10 protein-coding genes and 1 tRNA gene are annotated in these 19,551 nt (G+C 73.8%); 4 read left to right on the forward strand and 7 right to left on the reverse strand.

All coding sequences use genetic code 11. The features are described from left to right. Nucleotides 1-16 precede the first annotated feature (16 nt). Entirely contained in the window at nucleotides 17-754 is a 738-nt protein-coding gene (locus tag IAG42_RS05840; protein ID WP_188335942.1) for a Mut7-C RNAse domain-containing protein, read from the reverse strand. A gap of 129 nt (nucleotides 755-883) precedes the next feature. Between IAG42_RS05840 and prcB the strand changes: the two genes are divergently transcribed. The 3 genes from prcB (at nucleotide 884) to IAG42_RS05855 (ending at nucleotide 4,657) form a co-directional block, all read left to right on the forward strand. Beyond that, the gene (prcB, locus tag IAG42_RS05845) at nucleotides 884-1,711 is read left to right on the forward strand and encodes a proteasome subunit beta (protein WP_188335943.1); all 828 of its coding nucleotides are present in this window, start codon (nucleotides 884-886) and stop codon (nucleotides 1,709-1,711) included. A 368-nt stretch (nucleotides 1,712-2,079) separates the two neighbouring features. Beyond that, nucleotides 2,080-2,916, forward strand: coding sequence for an SIS domain-containing protein (locus IAG42_RS05850; protein ID WP_188335944.1), 837 nt, complete (start codon nucleotides 2,080-2,082; stop codon nucleotides 2,914-2,916). 433 nt (nucleotides 2,917-3,349) lie between these two features. Then, the gene (locus tag IAG42_RS05855; RefSeq protein ID WP_188335945.1) at nucleotides 3,350-4,657 is read left to right on the forward strand and encodes a hypothetical protein; all 1,308 of its coding nucleotides are present in this window, start codon (nucleotides 3,350-3,352) and stop codon (nucleotides 4,655-4,657) included. Here the strand turns inward: IAG42_RS05855 and IAG42_RS05860 are convergent. The 6 genes from IAG42_RS05860 to IAG42_RS05885 all read right to left on the reverse strand — a co-directional run bounded on the left by IAG42_RS05860 (nucleotide 4,644) and on the right by IAG42_RS05885 (nucleotide 18,015). After that, complete coding sequence (locus tag IAG42_RS05860) at nucleotides 4,644-6,749, reverse strand: tetratricopeptide repeat protein (RefSeq protein ID WP_188335946.1); 2,106 nt, start codon at nucleotides 6,747-6,749, stop codon at nucleotides 4,644-4,646. The two genes, IAG42_RS05855 and IAG42_RS05860, sit on opposite strands and share 14 nt — an antisense overlap. Nucleotides 6,750-6,856: 107 nt before the next feature. Further along, on the reverse strand, nucleotides 6,857-7,918 hold the full coding sequence (locus IAG42_RS05865) for a PucR family transcriptional regulator (protein ID WP_188335947.1): 1,062 nt from the start codon (nucleotides 7,916-7,918) through the stop codon (nucleotides 6,857-6,859). 80 nt (nucleotides 7,919-7,998) lie between these two features. Continuing rightward, on the reverse strand, nucleotides 7,999-12,819 hold the full coding sequence (locus IAG42_RS05870) for a DNA repair ATPase (protein ID WP_188335948.1): 4,821 nt from the start codon (nucleotides 12,817-12,819) through the stop codon (nucleotides 7,999-8,001). Nucleotides 12,820-12,921: 102 nt separating this feature from the next. Next, a complete protein-coding gene (locus tag IAG42_RS05875) occupies nucleotides 12,922-14,967 on the reverse strand; it encodes a flotillin family protein (RefSeq protein ID WP_188335949.1) in 2,046 nt (681 codons plus the stop codon). 844 nt (nucleotides 14,968-15,811) lie between these two features. Then, entirely contained in the window at nucleotides 15,812-17,749 is a 1,938-nt protein-coding gene (locus IAG42_RS05880) for a serine/threonine protein kinase (protein WP_188335950.1), read from the reverse strand. A 178-nt stretch (nucleotides 17,750-17,927) separates the two neighbouring features. After that, nucleotides 17,928-18,015: transfer RNA gene (locus IAG42_RS05885), tRNA-Leu, on the reverse strand. A gap of 122 nt (nucleotides 18,016-18,137) precedes the next feature. On the opposite strand from IAG42_RS05885, the gene IAG42_RS05890 reads away from it, so the two are divergent. Further along, nucleotides 18,138-19,496 (forward strand): DUF2254 domain-containing protein, encoded by a 1,359-nt coding sequence (locus IAG42_RS05890; protein WP_188335951.1) that lies wholly within the window; start codon nucleotides 18,138-18,140, stop codon nucleotides 19,494-19,496. The last annotated feature ends 55 nt before the right edge of the window (nucleotides 19,497-19,551 follow it).

Below are 19,551 nucleotides of genomic sequence, written 5' to 3' on the forward strand. Positions count from 1 at the left end.
ATCCGAAAGAAGGGTCCTAGGCACGGGCCGGGCCGAACTCGGCGAGGGCGTCCGCCACCATCGTCTCCAGGCGGGCGTGGTGGGCGCCGCGCCAGTAGACGCGGCTGCACTCGGTGCAGGCGGCGAACACGTCGTAGTTCGCGCGGGTGCCGCCCTCAAGGCGGTCGGCGACGTCCTCCTTGCTCGCCTCGGTGAGCGGCCCGTTGCACGCGGTGCAGCGGGTCCACGGGCGCAGCTCGGGGGCGAACCGGCCGAGGATGTCGCGCAGTTGCTCGTCGGGCTGGTCGCTGTAGACGTAGGCGCCCGCGAACAGTTCGCGGCGGCGCAGCAGTCCGCGGTCGCGGCTGAGCAGGACGCGCCGCTCCTCGGCGGAGCGGGTGGCGAGGGCGGGGTCGCCGATGTCGACGGCCTCGTACGCGGCGTCGACGCCGAGCAGCCGGAGCCGGCGGGCGAGGGTGCCCAGGTGCACGTCGAGCAGGAAGCGCAGGGGCGCGCCGGGCACCTCCTGAGGGCGGTGGACGGGGAGCACCTCGACGCGTTCGCCAGCCGACGGGACGTGGGCAGTGGGCACGTCGTGGCCGTCGACGCGGAGCGTGCCGGCCTCCGTGAGGGGCACGCCGAGCGACTCCACGACGTGGCCGAGCGTGGACACACCGTCCGTGACGAGCGGCGCGGGTTCGCCGGAACGCCACTGCGCGGGCACGAAAAGCCCCAGTTCGGGGGCGACTTGGACGAGGATCTCCGGACCGTTCATCGGGACAGAATGCCATGCCGGGGCGGCGGCCCGCCGGGGATGTCCCGGCCGGGCGGACAGGTTCGCCGGGCGGCGCGCCGGGGAAGGTCCCCCGGAGGCCTTGGCGACGAACCGGAGGGCGAGGAACGGATGACCGATCACACGCAGGGGCTGCCGGCCGTGTTCCTGGACGCCGACACGTCGTCGTTCACGCGGTTCGCGGAGCGGGTCGCGCCGCACTCGCTGCCGTGGAGCGGGGTGACGGGCCCGGTGCGCGACGTGCCGCACGGCACGACCGTGCTGGCGCTCACCTTCGAGGGCGGCGTCCTGATGGCGGGCGACCGGCGCGCGACGATGGGCAACGTGATCGCCCAGCGGGACCTGGAGAAGGTCAACGCGGCGGACGAGTACACGGCGGTCGCGTTCGCGGGAACGGTCGGTCTGGCCAAGGAGCTGGTGCGCCTGTTCCAGCTGGAGCTCGCGCACTACGAGAAGCTGGAGCGCCGCCCGCTGAGCCTCAACGGCAAGGCGCAGCGGCTCGCCACGATGATCCGCGAGCATCTGCCGCAGGCCATGCAGGGGCTCGCGGTGATCCCGCTGCTCGCGGGGTACGACGAGGCGCGCGGTGTGGGCCGGATCTTCAACTACGACGTGGGCGGCGGCCTGTTCGAGGCGACCGCCTTCCACGCCGACGGGTCGGGGTCGCCGTACGCGCGGGGCGCCCTGAAGAAGCTGTACCGGCCGGGACTCTCGGCGGCCGACGCGACGACCCTGGCCGTTCAGGCCCTCTACGACGCGGCGGACGACGACTCGGCGACGGGCGGGCCCGATCTGAACCGGGGGATCTATCCGTCGGTGGCCCTCGTCACGGAGGCGGGCTACCGCGCGGTGCCGGAGGACGAGGTGCGGGCGGTCGCGGAGGCGGTGGTGAACGCACGCGCGTCGTCTCCCGAAGGGCCTCGGGCGCCGCTCGTGTGAGGCGTGGCGTCTGCCGGGTGCGGTTTCGTCGGCGGCCGTCCGCCGGTGGGGGCTGGTCGCGCAGTTCCCCGCGCCCCTGGAAGGCTGCGGCTTCGCCGCGCCTTCCCCCGACCACAGGCACCCCGCACCTTGATCGGGGAAATGCGGCGCGCAGCGCCTGCATTTCAGGGGCGCGGGGAACTGCGCGAGCAGCCCCCACCGGACCCGCGGCCCGCGACGCGCCCGACACACCCCCGGCGATCCCGTCTCGCTCCCCGAAGCGCCCGTGCAGGGCGACACGGCCGTCGAGTAACGTCCAGGGGAACATCCGAGATCAGCCCGGGGGGGCTCATATGGGGACGGGGAGCACGACCGTGCGGGCAGTGCCAGTGCCAGTACCACAGGATGTCGCGAGCCAACCGGACTGCTGGACCCGGGCCGCGGAACTGGCGGCGAGCCACAGGTCCGCGCTCCCGCACCGCGGAGAACGCGTCGCGGTCATCGGCTCCGGCCCCGCCTACGCGATGGCCCAGTCCTACGCCGCGCTCCGCGAGAGCCGCGGCCACGGCGAGACGGACGCGTTCAGCGCGTCCGCGTTCCTGTACGGGCGGGAGTACGACCGGATCGTCGCCCTCACCCGCACCGGCACCGCACCCGTGATGCTGCGGCTGCTCGGCAGGGTGCACGGCAGTGTGCCCAGCGTCGTGATCACGGCGGCGCCGGACGCCCCGGACATCGCCGACCACACGGTGCGGCTCGACTTCACCGACCAGCCGGCGACCGAGGTCGCGACCCGGTTCCCGACCACGGCCCTGGCCCTGCTGCGCGCGCAGCTCGGCGAGAAACTGGACGACGCGACGGACGACGCCCACGAGGCGATCGAGGAGACGCTGCCCCATGTGCTCCTGGCAGCGCGGGAGTTCACGTTCCTGGGTTCCGGATGGACGTACGGGATAGCCGAGGCGGCCGCGCAGTTGATGCGGGACAACGCGGGCGCCTGGGCGCAGGCCTACCACGAGCCGGAGTACCGGCCGGGTCCGGCGGCGGCGCGGCAGGTGACGTGGGTGTTCGGCGAGGTGCCGGAGCGGCTCGCGCGGGCCGTGGCGGACGCGGGCGGCACGCTCGTCGCGTCGGCGCGGGATCCGCTGGCGGATCTGGTGCGGGTGCAGCGGCTCGCGCTCGGGTCCGCGGCGCACGGTGCGGCCGGGGCGGTCGGGGCGGCATGACGGACGCGGTGCCGGACCACTGGATCCGGGTTCCGGCGGGGCCGGACGCGGCCCGCTGGGCGACCCGGGGCCGTACCCGCACCGTGCTGTTCGTCCTGCACAACGTCACGTCGGCGACCCGGCTGCTCGACGTCCTGCCGCTCTTCGACGACGACCTGCGCGTGCAGTTGCTCGCCACGTGCACCGAGTCCTCGGCGTTCGGCGCGGGCGTACGGGAGCTGCTCGCGCAGACGGGCGTGCCCGTGCTCCCGTGGGAACAGGCCCTGGCCACTCCGGTCGACCTCGCCGTCTCGGCGAGCTTCGGCGGTCAACTGGCAGAGATTAAAGGGCAGTTGGCCATCCTGTCGCACGGCGTTGGATACACTAAAAGGCTGGGGGTGCCGGGTGCCGGGTGCCGGGTGCCGGGAGCCGGGAGCGGAGGGGTGGCGCGCCCGTGTTCGGGCTGTCGCCGGAGTGGCTGCTCGGCCCCGACGGGGCGCCGGTCGCCGACGCGCTCGTCCTGTCGCACCCCGAGCAGGAGGAGCGGCTGCGCGCCGTCTGCCCCGAGGCGGCCCACACCGGGGTGCTCGCCGGTGACCCGTGCTGGGACCGGATCCTCGCCGCCCGCGCCCACCGCGACCGCTACCGCCGCGCGCTCGGCGTCCGTGCCGGGCAGCGGCTCGTGCTGCTCAGTTCGACCTGGGGACCCGACGCGCTGTTCGGCGACGGCGGCGACGACACTCTCCCCGCGCTGCTGCCCCGGCTGACCTCGGAACTCCCGGTGGACACCCATCGTCTGGCCGCCGTCCTGCACCCCAATCTCTGGCACGGCCACGGCCCCGGCCAGATACGGTCCTGGCTCGACCGGGCCCGTCGCGCGGGGCTCACCCTGATCGACCCGCTGCACGGCTGGCGGCAGGCACTGATCGCGGCGGACGCCGTGATCGGCGACCACGGCGCGGTGACCTACTACGCGGCGGCGCTCGGCACACCCGTCCTGCTGGGCGCCGCCCCGCTCTCCGCGCTCGCGCCGGACGCCCCGGTCCACGCGTTCGTCCGCTCGGCGCCCCGGCTGGACCCGGCCGCCCCGCTGCGCCCGCAGCTCGACGCGCTGCTCGCCCGGCACCGGCCGCTGCCCGAGGCGGCGGAGTTCGTCAGCGCGGTGCCGCACGAGGCGGCGCCCCGTCTGCGCCGCCTGTTCCACCAGCTCCTGGACCTGCCCGAGCCGCCTTGGCCGGCCCGGCTCGCCCCGCTCCCCCTGCCCCCGTACGAACCGGCGGAGCCGTCCGTCCCGTTGCACGTCCGCACGTGGATCACGGGCCCGGGCGAGGTGCGCCTGGAGCGGTACGCGGGCCCGCATCCGGCCCCGTGCGGCGAGGACGGCGCCGTGGCGCACACCGCGCTCCACGAGGACACCCGCGAGCAGGACAGGCTCGGCCTCGCGGACGCCGTGTTCCGCTACGGGGCCGCCGACGACCCGCGTCTCGGTCCGCCCGAGCGGTGGGCCGCCGAGACCCTCGACCGCTTCCCGCAGTGCGCGCTGGCCGCGTACGCGACGGGCCCCGCGGAGTGTGTGGTGCGGACGCGGACGGGGGCGCTGGTGGAACTGAGCGGTCCGGACGGACCTGACCCGGCGGCGAACGCGTCCGCTCTGCACGCGTGGCTGGCCGCGGGCAAGGATGTGGCCGAACTCGCGGACTCCGGACTGCTGTTGGACACCAGTGGGGCCGGAACACACCGGGTCAGGGTCACGCTCCGCTGACGCAGCGCTCCCGCAGCACACGCAGCGCGTCCACATGCTGGGTGGCACCCTCGGCGACGAGGATCGCGAGGGCCTCGTCGATCAGCGGCAGCACGGTCGCGCGCTCACCGTCCTCGTAGCGGGTCCAGGCGAGGTCGGTGAGGACGCGCGCGGTGTTGTAGCCCTCACTGCGGTCGCGGAAGAACTCCAGGGCGTGGTCGAGGCGCGGGAGTGCCTCGTCGTGGCGCCCGGCGCCGCGCAGCGCCCGGCCGCGGTGGCGTTCCAGCAGGGCGCGGGCCCGGGGCAGGTCGGCGTGGCCTTCGGCGCCGGGCTCGATGCCGTCGAGGATCGCGCCCGCCGCGTCGAACCGCTCCAGCGCCTCGGGGTAGCGCCACTGCCGCAGCCGGAGCAGCCCGAGGAACTCGACGGCGGAGGCCTCACCGCGCAGATGCCCAGCCGCCGCCTCGGCACGTGCGGCGGCGACGGCCTCCGTCTCGGCCTCCGCATGGCGCCCCAACTCGGTGCAGGTGTGGGCCATTTGGGCATGGAGCGCGCCGGACATCCGCGTGCCGGGCTCCTGCGCGTCGGCGAGCCGTGCACCGGCGCGCAGGGCGGGAAGCAGCGTCTCGTGGTGTCCGGCCTTGAGCTGGAGCGGCCACAGGGCGCGGCAGATCCGCAGCGCCGTCGGTACGTCCCCCGACTCCTCGGCCGCCGCGACGGCCTCGACGAGAACGGCGGCATCGTCCGCGAGCACGGCGAGGGCGGCGCCCCGGTCGGCGTACGGTGCCGGGCTGTGGTCCGGCAGGGCGTCGGGGATCCGCCAGCTCTCCGGGAGGGCGGCCCGGGCGGCGTCCACGGCGCGGCGTTCGTAGTGGGTGAGCGCGCGGGCGAGGGCGGCGGAGCAGGCGGCGATGCCGTCGCCGGCGGCGGCGGTCCGCTCGGCGTGGGCGCGCACCCCGGGACGGTAGCGGTACCGGCCGTCGCCCGTGCGGTCGAGCAGGAGAGCGTCGGCGAGTTCTTCCAACAGGGCATCGGCGTCGGCCTGTCGGGGTCCGATGATCGCGGCGGCCGCCGGCGCGTCGAGGGCCGGCCAGGGGCGGAGGGCGGCGAGGCGGTACAGGCGGGCGGCCTCCGGACTCAGTCGCCGGTAGGTGTCCTCGGCCGCGGCGCCGACCGGGTCGTTCGCTCCGTTCACGGTGGGCTCCAGGGGCGCGTGCGGCACGGTCGACAGGCGGCGGGCCGCGGCGTGCAGGGCGTACGGGTGGCCGCCGCAGCGATCGAGCACGGCGGGCAGGGTGGCCTTCGCGGCGGCGACGGCGGGCTTGCCGGCGACCTCGGTGAGCAGGCGTTTCGCATCGCGGGGCGGCAGTGGTCCGAGAGGGACGCGCACGGCGCCGAGTCCGGCGAGCCGGTCGCGGGCTACGACTACGGTGCAGACGCCGGGCGCGGTGACGACGAGGGGCTGCACCTGGGCGGTGGACGTGGCGTGGTCGAGGACGACGAGCAGCCGGCGCGCGTCGAGCAGGGAGCGCAGCGCGGTGACGCGGTCGGCCTGTGCGGGCGGTATCCGGTCGTCGGGCACGCCGAGTTCGCGCAGGAGCAGGGCCGCGCCCTCGCCGGGACCCCGGCCGCGCAGGTCGGCGTAGAGCTGTCCGTCGGGGAAGCGGTCGGCGCGCCGCCAGCCCCAGTGGACGGCCACGGCGGTGGTGCCGATGCCTTCGGGGCCGTGCAGCTGCACGGTGCGGGGGCGGCCCGCGAAGGGCCGGGTCGCTTCGTCGTCGAGCTGCCGCATGACGTCGCGCCGGTCGGTGAAGACGTGCGGCGCCGAGGGCAGCCGGGGCCGGGCGCCGAGCGGTCCGGTGAGCGGGCTCGCGAGGCCACCGGTCAACCGGCCGAACTCGGCGAGGAGTTCCGGGCGTCCCGCGGCGCTCTCGACGACCAGTCGGGCGACGTGTTCGCGCTGTTCGGGGGTGGTGGGCGCGGGGACCTCGCGGCCGGTGATGCGGCGCACCAGGGCGCCGGTGGTCTCCCAGGCGCGCTTGCCGGCCTCGTTGGCCATCCCGGAGCCGACCGCTATCAGCACCCCGGCGACCGCCGTGACCGGATCCACCATGAGTCCACTCCCCCGCGCACCGACAGCCCTGCACCGCCTGACGAATGATCAAGCCTACGCGCCGGGCACCCCGTTCACAGGGGAACGGGCCGCTCGGGGGCGGGTGTTCAGAACTGCCGGGCCGGCCAGTCCAGGAGCCGCGCTCCGATGACCGCCGTCTGGAGCGTGTACCGGTGCACGGGGTCGGCGGGGTCCGCGCCGGTCAGCTGGTGGATGCGGGCCAGCCGGTAGGTGAAGGCGCGGACGCTGAGGGAGAGACGGCGGGCGGCCTCGGCGGCGACGCACCCGGTGTCGAAGTACGTGGCGAGCGTGTCGATGAGCGGCTGGGCTCCGCCGCGCGCCTGCTGGAGCGGGCCGAGCGCATTCTGCACGAGGTCGGCCATGGCCTGCCGGTCGCGGGTCAGCACCGGGTAGACGAGGAGGTCGGCGGCGCGCAGCACCGGGTCCTCCAGTTCGAGCCGGTCGGCGAGGTCGAGGGCGTTGAGGGCTTCCTCGTAGGACTGGACGACACCGCCGGGGCCCGACTGGGGGCGGCCGATGGCGACGCGGCCGCCGTCGGTCGCGGCGTGGGCCTGCTTGGCGAAGTGGACGAGGACCTCGTCCTGGTCGCCGGGCGCGATGCAGACGAGACGGCCGTCCTTGGTGGTGAGCAGGACGTTGCGGTCTCCGAAGCGGGCGCTGAGGGCACGCTCGACGTCGCGCGGGGCCCGGTCGCCCTCGTCGTAGGCGTGGCCGCCCTGGGCGACGGCGACGGCGTGCGCGTAGGACAGGCGCAGGCCGAAGCGTTCGGCGCGCTCGGCGATCCGGCCGAGGTCGCTGCGCCCGTGGAGGAGGTCGTCGATGAACTCGCGGCGGGCCGCCTCCTCGCGGCGTACGGCGACGCGCTGGGCGCGCTCGTAGCCCTCGGCGAAGGCGTCGACGCCCTGGGCCACGGCCGCCAGGACGGCGTCCAGCGTGGTGGCGGCGCCGTACGGGTGGGCGCGGGCCTGGGCCAGGTGGACACCGACGAGCTCCCGCAGTCCGTGTCCCGCCTCCGCGGCGCGCTCTCCCAGGGCGCGCCGCGAGTCGAGTTCGGCGCGGGTGAGGCGGCGGCCGGTGGCGGAGGCCTCGGCGACGATCCCGGCGAACCCGTCCAGGAACTCGTCCGGTATGCCCCGCTCCGCCGCCATGTGTGCCCCTGCCTCGCTCGACTCTCGCCGTGGCCTTTGTAGCGCAGGGGCGGGCAGGGGCCACAGGCGGGGGCGTCCGGTCATGCCGGGGGCGGGGTGGTGGCGCGAGTGATCGCGGACTCGACGGCGGCGACGCGGTCGGCGAGCAGCCCGAGCGCGGCCACGGCCCGCACGAGCGGATCCGTCTCGGGGCCGCCGAGGGTGCGGGCGCGCACATGACCTGCCTTGATCTCGGCCCAGCGGGCGAGCTGCCCGCCGGTGAGCGTGCCGCGCAGTTCGGCGAGCTTGAGGAGGTTGGCCTCGGCGCCGGTGGTCAGGGTCTGGGCCTCGCTCGCGTAATGGTCGGACACGACGGCGTCGAGTTCGTCGTCGTTCATCGCGGGGTCGATCCGGGCAGCGATCTTGTTCATGTCGCGGTACGAGCCCTGGAGCCGGAAGGGCGGTTCGGTGCGGGTCGCGGGGTCCTGGGCGGCGGACGCGATGTAGGCGGCGTTGACGGCGAGGACGGTGGTGCGGGCGGCGAGCAGGTGGCGCAGGACGGCGACGACACGCTCGCGCTCGGCGGGCGGGTAGGGGTGGACGAGCCGGTCGGGGCGTGCGGTGGGGTCGCCGGCGGCGAGGCGGACGAGGAGGTCCAGGTCGGCGCGGTCGCGGCCGGCGAGCGGGGCGAGGTGTTCGTTGGCGGTGAGCGCGTTCTCGACGAAGGAGAGGGCGAAGGCCTCCTCCCTGCCGGTGAGGACGTCGCCGAGGTTCCACACGTCGGCGCGGTTGGCGAGCATGTCGGGGATGCGGAAACGGGCGCCGGACTCGGTGTACGGGTTGCCGGCCATGCAGACGGCGAAGCGCTTGCCGCGCAGGTCGTAGGTGCGGGACCGGCCGTTCCAGACGCCTTCCATGCGGCGCTGGGCGTCGCACAGGGAGATGAACTTCTGGAGGAGCTCGGGCGAGGTGTGCTGGATGTCGTCGAGGTGGAGCAGGACGTTGTTCCCGGCCTCCAGGGCGAAGTTGACCTTCTCGATCTCCTGGCGGGCGGCCGCGTTCGGGGCCTCCTCGGGGTCGAGCGAGGTGACGCCGTGGCCGAGCGCGGGACCGTTGACCTTGACGAGGATCATGCCGAGCCGGTCGGCCACGTACTCCATGAGGGTCGTCTTCCCGTATCCAGGCGGCGAGATCAGCAGCAACAGGCCGCCCGCGCTGCTGAGTTGGGCCGCCAGGTTGTCGCCGATCAGCGGTAGGTACACCTCGTCGATCAGGCGGCCGCGCACGAAGGTCGGCAGGACGTGCGGGCGGTGCTCGTCCAGGCGCAGCCGGTCGCGTTCGGCGGCGGCGAGGCGGGTGCGGAGCTTCTGGTAGGCGCGGTGTCCGGGGACGGTCTCGGTCCTGAACCGGCGCGTGCGGGCGAGGAGTTCGTCGAGCCGCACGGTGAGGGTCCGGGAGCTGACGCGCGGGTGGGTGCCGAGGAGTCCGGTGACGGTGGCGGTGAGGTCGGCGGCGCCGTCGTAGCGCTCCAGGCCGGGGCAGAGCTCGACGGCGACGGCCTCGGGCAGGTCGGGGGCGCTCTCCCCCGCCGGGTCGGCCGAGGCGGCGTACGCCTGGAGCCAGGCCTCGACGATCTGGCGCCGGGAGCCGAGGTCGGGCAGTCCGCGCAGGTCCTCCTCGTAGGCGGGGCCGTCCACGGTGCGGCGGAACTTGTCGAGGAAGGTGCGCACGCGCGGCGAGGTCACGAATCCGGCGGGCGCCGTGCTCAGCTCGTCGAAGAGGTACGCGGCCGCGGCCGCGTCGCCGTCCATGCGGGCGCCCAGTTCCCGGCGGAAGTCGTCGATCGCGGGGGCGAGTCCGAAGGTGTCGCGGGCGCGGGCGAGGGAGCGGGCCCTGCGGGCGAGCGGCTCGCGCTCGGCCTCCGGCAGTCCGTGCGCCCAGAACAGCTGGGCCGCGGCGCGGGCGGCCGGGGTGTGCCGCAGGAGTCCCGCGCCGGCGTGCAGGCGCAGAAGGGCGGTGAGGATCTCGGTGGCGTCGTGGTCGTGGACCCCGCGCTCGTGTCCCTCGTCGTACGCGTCCTCGGCGGCCCGGCGGACCAGTGCGGGCAGGTCGTCGGCGGCGGCGAGGGCCTCGGCGCCGTGTTCGTCGAGGAGGCGGGCGGCGAGGTGTTCGGCACGGTAGACCTCGGGGGTCTCGGAGGCGAGGTGCTGCTCCCAGTAGGGGCGGGTCGCGGCGAAGGCGGGGTCGGTGACGGGCGCGCGGTAGTCGGTGCCGGTGACGGCGAAGGCCATGGCGTCGCCGTGCGGGACGAGGGTGAGCTCCAGGGGCTGGGTGTTGACGGCGAAGCGGTGGCGGCCGAGGCGGATGGTGTCGCCGCCGTCGGTGTAGAGGTCGGCGCGGTCGCGCAGGGCACGGACGGCTTCCTGCCGGGCTGCGGTGAGGCGGCCCGCGAGTTCGTCGGCGCGCACCTGGTCGCCGAGGGCCCGCAGCTCGTCGATGGTGCGGCCGACCTTGGCGACGAGCGGGTCGGAGGCGAAGTAGGTGTGGACGGCGTCGGCGGAGTCCAGGGCGGCGGAGCGGCGTGCGACGGTCTCCAGGACGCGCCCGGCGGAGCCGACGAGGCGTTCGGCGCGGCGGGCACGCTCGTCGGTGAGGCCCTGCTTGCGGGCGGCGAAGACCTCGTGGATCTCGGTCCGCTTGGCCTCCAGGTCGTCGAGGAACTCCTCGGACTCGGCGAACCGGCCGTGCAGGTCCTCGAGTTGGAGGACGAGCCGGGAGAGGTGTTCGTCGCAGGCCTGCGGGGTGTCGGCGGCGGCGAGCGCCCCGGTGACGGCCTGCCCGAGGAGGGCGAACTCGGCGGCGAACTCGGCGCGTCCCTCGCGGGCCGTGAGCTCGCGGCGGCGGACGTCCAGGGTGGCGCGGGTGCGGTTGACTCCGGCGAGGGCCTCGGCGATGCGCTCCAGGACGGTCGCGCGGACAGTGGCGTCGGCGACGTCGAGTCCGGTGACGACCTCGGTGACGGTCTGCAACTGCGCTCCGGTTTCGCGGAGTTCGTCGTGCAGGGCGCCGGACTCGGCGACGGTGGTGAGTTCCTCGGCGCGGCGGGCCAGCGCTTCGGTCTTCTCGTGGTGGGCGGCGAAGGCGTCTGGGCGGGCGAGGAAGGTGACGGCGCGCTGCCCGGCGGCGGTGATGTCGTCCGCGAGTTCGGCGGCGAGCGTGTCGATGCGCGCGGCGTCGGCATAGCGCATTTCCTTGAGGGCCAGCAACTGTCCTTGAGCTCGCCGGAGTTCGGTGATGCGCTCGACCCATTCGGGTGCGGAGCGCGGGGCCTCGCCGCGGATCCGGCGGACCAGGCCGGTGACGCGGGTGGCGCATTCGGCCAGCCGGTCGGCGGCCTGCCGGGTGAGGTCGCGCACGGTCGCGTACTCGGTGACGACCTGCTCGGCGGTGGCCTTCAGGGCGTTCAAGGGTTCGCCGAGCGCGCCGAGTTCGGGATCGCCGAGCCAGTGGTACTGGCCGGTGGCGCGGGCGCAGGCGGCGACGAGGGCCTCGTAGGCGGCGGTGGTGGGCGTGTCGGCGGTGCCGCTGACGGTGCGGGCGACGGCGAGCGCGTCGGAGATGCCTCGCACCAGGTCGGCGTTGCCGACACGGGCCAGTGGCCCCTCGCCGGCCGGGCGGGCGGCGGCGTGCGCGTCGGACACGTACGGGGAGCGCCAGCGCTGCACCGGGTGGACCCGGCCCGGTTCGGCGTCGGCGGCGGTGCGCAGGACGAGGAGCGTGCCGTCGTCGAAGAGGGCGTGGCCGCGGCAGGCGATCGGGGTGGCGAACTCCTTGCGGATGACGTTGTAGGAGAGCAGCAGGGCGCGTTCGCCGCCGGGCGCCTGGAAGACGTAGAGGACGTCCTCGCCGTTGGGCGAGCGGACGGTGCGCTCGTACTCCAGTCCTGTGGTGTCGAGGGCGTCGAAACTGCGGTGCTCGCCGGTGGCGAGGACGTGGCCGCCGGGGAAGACGACGCCCTGCTCGTCGGGGAGGACGCGGCCGGTGCGCCCGAGGCCGTCGAGGCGGACGGTGCGCCGGGTGAGGGTGTCGTGGACGAGGTAGCGGTCGGTGGTCTCCTTGTAGGGGCGCACGCGCAGCAGGACGAGCGGGCCGACGCGGGCGTGGGCGACGGCCGCGTCGGCGAGCGACTGGAGCGGTTCGTCGACAGGCTCGCTGTAGATGCCCTCGCCGGTCTCGGTGTCGTCCTCGGCCTTGAGGGTGAGAGTGCCGTCGAGCGTGTCGACGTACAGTCCGGCGCCGGGGATCGCGATGTGCGGGTGGCGTCCGGGCACGTGGTCGTCCCGCGTGGTCCGGGTCCAGCGCAGGTCGTGGGCGGGCGGCATGACGTGGTCGCGGTCGCCGCGCGCGTCGAGGAAGGCGGCGCGGCCGTCGACGGTGAGGCTCCAGCGCAGCACGCGGATGTCGTCGGCCTTGTCGCCGGTGCGGAAGACGGCGAGGAGCTTGCCGTCGAGGGGGCGCAGCCGGATCAGCCGGGCCGCGCGGTAGTAGCGGTGCAGGGCGCCGAACTCGCGGACGAACTCCGGGTCGTCGAGCAGTCCGGGCACGGCGCTCGCTTCGAGCGGCTCCAGGCTGTCACGGTCGTGGAGCGTGAACACGTCGGCGACGGCCGGCTCACCGGCGCCGCCGTGCGGCGGGGTGGTGCGGCCGAAGAGGAGCAGGTCGCCGACGGCGACGACGTCGCGTGCCACGGCCGGGTGCCCGGTGCCGAGGTGCTCGGTGCCGTCGAGGGCGAGGCCGGTGGAGCCGAAGGTCTCCAGGCGGCGCTCGTTGAGTTCGCCGGCCCGCTCGGCGAGCTGCCGGGCCTGCCCGGCGAGCCGGTCGCGCAGGACGTCGTACGTGCCCGCGTCCAGACCCGTTTCCATGTGCGGGTTCCCTCTCGTTCGTCTCGGTGGTGAGGTGCCGCCCAAGCGGTGCCCGGCCGGGGCCGCCCACCCCCGTGGGGCGGTCCCGGCCGGGGTCTCGGGTCAGGTGCGCGCGGTGCCGTTCAGCTCGGCTATCGGCAGATCGGCCAGCCCCAACTGGCCTGCCTTGTCGAGCAGTTCGCGCACCTGACCGGCCTGTTCGCCGCCGCCCTTCATGAGCTTCATGAGCAGCGCGGAGACGGTGAGGTTCTGTACGTCGGCCGTGGAGACCGACCCGAGGATCCTGGAGAGGTCAGCGGTGAAGTCCGCCGATCCGTCCAGCCACGGACCGGCGAGCACCTGGGCCGTCTCGGAGTTCTTGACGAAGGAGTCGACGCCCTTGCCGAGCGCGATCGAGTTGACGATCTTGTCGAAGAAGACGGACTCGCCGCCGACGATGTTGATGTCGGCGCCCTCCAGGCCGGTGGCGAGGACCGCGGCCTGCGCCTCGGCGACATGCCGCTGCGCGTCGAGTCCGGCGAGCCGGATCTCCTTCTCCGCCTGGATCCGCAGGCGGTACTCCTCGTGCCCGCGCGAGGCCTCGTCGAGCGCGGCCATCGCGACGGCCTTCTGGTTGATGCCCTCGGCCTCCGCCTTCAGCTTCTCGGCGATCCCGGTGGCCTCCGCGAGGGCCTTGGCGCGGGCGCCTTCCGCCTCGGCGCGCATGCGGGCCTCGGTGGCCTCGGCCTCGGCACGGCCCGCCTTCTCGATGACCTCGGCTTCCTTGTCGCGCACCTGCACCTCGGCGAGCCCGCCGGCCGCCGCCTCTGCCTGCAGACCCGCGGCGAGCTTCAGCTTGGCCTGCGACTGGAGCTCGGCGGACTTCAACTCGGCCTCGGCCAGCGTCAGTTGCTCGGCGGCGCGGTGCGTGGCGGCCTGCTCGGCGGCCTCCGCGGCCTTGATGTCCTTGACGAGCTTCTCCTGCGCCTCGGCCTCCGCCGCGATGATGACGGCCTGCCGTCCGCGCTCGGCCTCCTCGACCGCGCGCAGCTTCTTGATGGACTCCTCCTGTTCGGCGACCGTGCGGTCGACGGCGACGCGCTCGCGGACGACCTCGGCGATCTCCCGCTTCTCCGCCTCGACCTCCTTGTCGGCGGCGATCTTCGACAGCTGCGTCTCGCGCTCGCGGGCGATGACCTCCAGAAGCCGGTCCTTCTCGATGCGCTCGTTCTCGACGGCGATGACGCGCTCGCGGTTCTTCTGCGCGACGGCGACCTCGCGGGCCTGGTTCTCGCGCTGCACCCCGAGCTTCTCCTCGGTGACGAGGAACGCGCCCTGCGCCCGCAGGCGTTCCTCCTCCACGACCCGCGCCGTCTCGGCCTCCTCACGGGCCCGCACGGTGTCGATCTCGCGCTTCTGCTTGATCTCGGCGTCGGCCTGCCGGCGCTCCAGTTCCAGGATGGTCTCGCGGGCGTCGACGTTCTGCCGCGTGATCTCCTTCTCCTCCGTGCGCTGGAACTCGTTGGTGCGCACGTGCTCGACGGTCGTCAGCTCGGTGATCTTCCGGATGCCCTGCGCGTCGAGGACGTTGTCCGGGTCGAGCTGGCTGAGCGGCGTCTGCTCCAGGTAGTCGATCGCCGCGTCCTCGAGGTGGTAGCCGTTCAGGTCGACCCCGATGACCTCGATGATCCGGAACCGCAGCTCCTCGCGCTTGGTGTAGAGGTCGGTGAAGTCGAGCTGCTTGCCGACCGTCTTGAGCGCCTCGGAGAACTTCGCGTGGAACAGCTCCTGGAGCGTCTTCTGGTCGCTGGCCCGCGCGGTGCCGACGCTCTGCGCGACGCGGATGACGTCGTCGACGCTCTTGTTCACCTTCACGAAGAACGAGATCCGGATGTCGGCCCGGATGTTGTCCTTGCAGATGAGGCCGTCGCGGCCGGTGCGGGTGATGTCGATGGTCTTCACCGAGATGTCCATGACCTCGGCCTTGTGCAGCACCGGCAGCACGATCTGCCCGGTGAAGGTCACATCGACCTTGCGCATCTTCGAGACGATGAGCGCCTTGCCCTGCTCGACCTTGCGGAACAGACGCGTGAAGACGAGCAGCAGCGCGGCGACGACGAGCAGGGCGGCGATGACGGACACGCCGATGCCCACGGTGGTGGCATCCATGAAGAAGTCCTTCGGATCCAGGGGTGGTTGACCCCTCGGTGACGGTGAAGACGCGGTGCGGCCGCCACGGGGACGACCGGCACAGGGATGACGTCAGTCACGGACGCGGTGCGCGCCGGTTCGGTTGCGGACCGTGGCGGCCTGTCGGCGTGCCGTGACGTCGCGGCTCTCCGCGCGTGGGCGGGTGGTGCTGCGCCGGGTCTCAGGCGCCGGCGCTGGGCGACTCCGCGCGACGGCGGCCGGGTTCGTCCAGCGCGGGTTCGTCGAGTGCCCGTTCGTCCGGCGCGGGTTCGTCGGGTGCGGGGTGAGCCGGCTTGGCCTCGTCGAATGCCGGGTGAGCCGGCCCCGGTTCGTCCGGCGCGAGATGAGCCGAAGCGGATTCGCCCTGCCCAGGCTCGGCGGGCCCGAACGCGTCAGGCGCGAGGGACGGAGCCGTGCGGACGACCGGACGGGCGCTGCCCGTTCCCCCGTGAGCGACCGCGATCCCCCGTGCCGCGTGCGCCTCGTCCATGCCCCGCCCCCTCGTGCCATGACTCCCCCGACGGCACTCCGCTGCCGGGCCCCGTTTCCGGAACCCGGCATCGGAGTCGGCCCCCCGTTCCTGCCACGACCATCCTGCCCCGCGGCCGAGCGCCCGCACATTGCCGCAATCCGGCAATCTTTACGCGTTCTTGATGCCGAGGAGTGACGGGTGAGCGGTGCTCCCCTGCCAGCGTGGCTGCAACGGCCCACGGGCTCCGGGGCCTTGGCGCTCGGCGGAGGAGCAGCATCGACACACGGTGGAGGCGAGGCACCGGCTCCCCTCAGGCTCGGGAACCCCGCGGGCGCCCCGCCGTACGGCGGCTCAGTCCTCCTGGACCGGCTCCTCCGCGTTGCGCCACGTCGTGACGTCGAGCGTGATGTACGTACTCGGGTCGTTGGTCCCCGACTTGCCGCGGAAGGTGATGAGACCGATGTGGCCGGCGTTGCTGCGGACGCAGATCTGCGAACCGGCTCCCAGCTGGTCCATCGTGATGTCTTCCGTGAAGCGGGTCTCGTTGCGGCAGGTCTCCAGGGAGCCCTTCTGCGCGTTGTTGAGCAGGACCAGCTTCCCGTTGTCGGTGCCGACCTTCGCGTCGCTGAAGCCCATCGAGTCCGTGTAGAAGAAGAAGTCACCGCCGGAGTACGAGGCTCCCGTGCCGCCGCCGTCGAGGGGCTTGACCGGGTTGTCGCCGAGCTGGAGGTAGTAGTTCTCCGTCAGGTTGATGTTCTTGTACGTGGCCGGCTTGGGGTCGGGTCGCTTCCCGTTGTCCTTGCCCTTCGCGGACCCGCCCGATCCGCCGGAGCTGCTCGAACCGCCCGAGGACGACGACTGGTCGCCCTTGGTGTCGTCGACCAGGGCGCCGATGAGGCCGAGCGCGACGAAGACCGCGACGACCGAACCGGCGATGATGAGCCCGGTCTTCTTCTTCGGGGGCGGCGGAGCGGCGGCCCACGGGCGGCCGACGCCCGGGTGCGGCGCGCCCATCGGCACGTGCCCGCCGGTCGGCGGCATCGGACCCCGGTAGCCGGGGCCGGGCGGAGGCGTCTGGTAGCCGGGCTGCGCGACGGGCGGGGGCGTCTGGTACCCGGGGTGCGCGACGGGCGGCGGGGTCTGGGCGAACGCGGTGGGTGCGTACGGCGAGGGCCCGGTCGGCGGCGGGACGGCGGCCGTCGGCGGATGCGGCGTCGAACCGGCCACGGGCGGCGGCGTGGCGGCGGCCTGGGTGGGCGCGTGCGAGGCGTGCCCGGCGACCGGCGGCGGCGTGGCGGAGGCCTGGGTCGGCGGGTACGGCGGCTGCCCGGCGACGGGCGCCGGCGTAGCCGCCCCCGACGTGGGCGGCGGCGTCTGCGCCGGGGCCGGCATCTGCGAGCGGTCGACGAGCGCGGTCGCGAAGGACTGGGGCAGCCAGTCCTCGCCCTGGCGCAGCGGTGTCGGCGACACCTCGTGGCACAGTGCGATGACCTCGTCGAGGGAGGGCCGGTCGGCGGGGTCACGACTCAGGCAGCGGGTGACCAGGGGCCGCAGCGCGTCGGGGAGCCGGCTGAGGTCGGGGTCCTCGTGCACGATCCGGTAGAGCACCGCGTGCGAGGCGCCCTCCCCGTAGGCGGGGGCGCCGATGGCGGCGAACGCGGCGATCTGGCCGAGCGCGAACACGTCCGTCGCGGGGCTCACGGTGCCGGACATCGCCTGCTCGGGGGCCATGAACGCCGGGGTGCCGACGGTGACGCCGCTGCTGGTGAGCGACGTGGCGTCGGCGGCGCGGGCGATGCCGAAGTCGATGACGCGCGGGCCGTCGGAGGCCAGCAGGACGTTGCCGGGCTTGAGGTCGCGGTGGACGATGCCCGCACCGTGGATGACCTGCAGCGCCTCGGCGACACCGACGGTGAGCAGCAGGGTGCTGCGCACGGGCAGGGCGCCGTGCTGCGCGACCGCTCCGGCGAGGGAGGGGCCGGGCACGTAGGCGGTGGCGAGCCAGGGCGGGTTGCCCTTGGTGTCGCAGTCGATGACCGGCGCCGTGTAGAGGCCCTGGACGCGCTGAGCGGAGTGCACCTCCTGCTCGAAGCGCCGCCGGAAGTCCGCGTCCTCGCTGAACTCGGGCCGGATGACCTTGACGGCGAGGGGGCGGCCGCCCGGCGTGTACGACAGGTACACCTTGCCCATGCCACCGGCGCCGAGGACGGCCACCACGCGGTAGCCGCCGACCACGGCAGGATCGTCGGCCTGAAGTGGCTGGAACGGACTCTGCGACGGTGTCGTCATCGCGACACATCCCCCTTTTGCTGCGGCCGGCACCGGCTTCCCGGCGTCCGAAAGACCTGGGGAGCGTACCGAATGGAACGGCCGGTTCGAGTCACTGCGGGGGTTTGTCCCGGCGTGGCACTCCGGCTCCCGGGACAACGAAAAGTGCCGGTCGAGAAGAATCTCGACCGGCACTCCGTGGTGTCCGAGGGGGGACTTGAACCCCCACGCCCGATAAAGGGCACTAGCACCTCAAGCTAGCGCGTCTGCCATTCCGCCACCCGGACAAGGTGTCTGCCGCCTGTTTGCGGGGTGTTCCCCGCGGCGACATGGACAACAATACCAAGGTTTCGGAGTGCCTTTCACCTGCGTATCCGCCCGGGCGGACGACACCGCCTAGAGTCTCACCATGAGTGACGCGACAATCACGCAACGTCGAGGAAAGGTACGCCGACCTCGGATGTTGTCCCCGCTGCGGGAGCATCTGCGGGACACCTTCTGGTTCGCCCCGACCGCGGCGATGGTGCTGGTGTGGCTGGTGTGGATGCTCGCCGCCGCGCTCGACGGAGTGATCGTGGAGTCGCTCCAGGACAGCGGGGACTACGACGCGGTCAAGGACCTGATGAGCGTCGCGGACGACGCGAAGACGGTCGTGACGACGATCAGCTCCGCGATGATGACCTTCATCGGTGTCGTGTTCAGCATCTCGCTGGTGGCGGTGCAGATGGCGTCGGGGCAGCAGACGCCCCGCGTGGTGCGGCTCTTCGTCCGCAGCCGGATCACGAAGGCGACCTTCGCCGTCTTCCTGGCCACCTTCCTGCTGTCCCTGCTGGTCCTGACCTCGTTCGAGAGCGAGGAGGACCCGCGGCTCGTGACGACGGTGCCGTTCCTGGAGGCGCTGCTCACCCTCGTACTGGTGGGCCTGAGTCTCCTTCTCTTCGTGATGTACGTGAACTCGACGCTGCGGATGCTGCGCGTCGGGCACGTCATCGACCGGGTCACGGCGGAGGCCTTCCGCGTCGTGGCCCGCATGCCGTACGTGGAGGGAGGCAGCCCCGCGCTCGGTCCCGAGGAAGGGGATCCGGCGGAGGGTCTCGCGCCCGAGACGGGGCGGGTGGCCTACCGCGGCCGGGCCGGGGTGCTGCGGGACGTGAACATCGCGCGTCTCGTGCACGCCGCCCGCCGGCAGGGCGTCGTGCTCAGGGTGCTGCCGGGGATCGGCGACTTCGTCGTGCCGGGCACGCCGCTGCTCGCCGTGCACGGTGGAGCCGCGCCGTCACAGCGGGCGCTGGGGCGGTGCGTGTCGGTGGGCGTCGAGCGCACATTCCACCAGGACCTGGGCTTCGGTCTGCGGGTCCTCGCGGACATCGCCCTGCGCGCCCTGTCGCCGGCGGTGAACGATCCGACGACCGCCGTGCAGTCCCTCGACCGCATCGTGCAGTTCCTCGCGGCGCTGGGCCGGCGGCCGCTGGTCGAGCTCCGGTACACGGACCGCGGCGGAGCCGTCCGGCTCGTCCAGCCGGTACCGCGCTGGGACGAGCTGGTCGACCTCGCGTTCACCGAGATCCGCACCTGCGCCACCGGGAGCCCGCAGGTCGTCCGGCGGATGTTCGCCGCCTTCGACGACCTCCTCGCGCTGGTACCCGAGGAACGCCGCGCCCCGCTGCTGCGACACCGCGAACTCCTGCTCCAGGGGGTGGAGCGCACGGTGCCGACCTCCGCCGACCGGACCTTCGCCCTGCGGCCCGACCGTCAGGGCATCGGCTGAGCGGCGCGGCGACGCGGGGCCTTGAGGCCGAGGTGAGGCAGGGCGAGGCAGGGGG

Source organism: Streptomyces xanthii (genome assembly GCF_014621695.1).
In the GTDB taxonomy this organism is placed as follows: Bacteria; Actinomycetota; Actinomycetes; order Streptomycetales; family Streptomycetaceae; genus Streptomyces; species Streptomyces xanthii.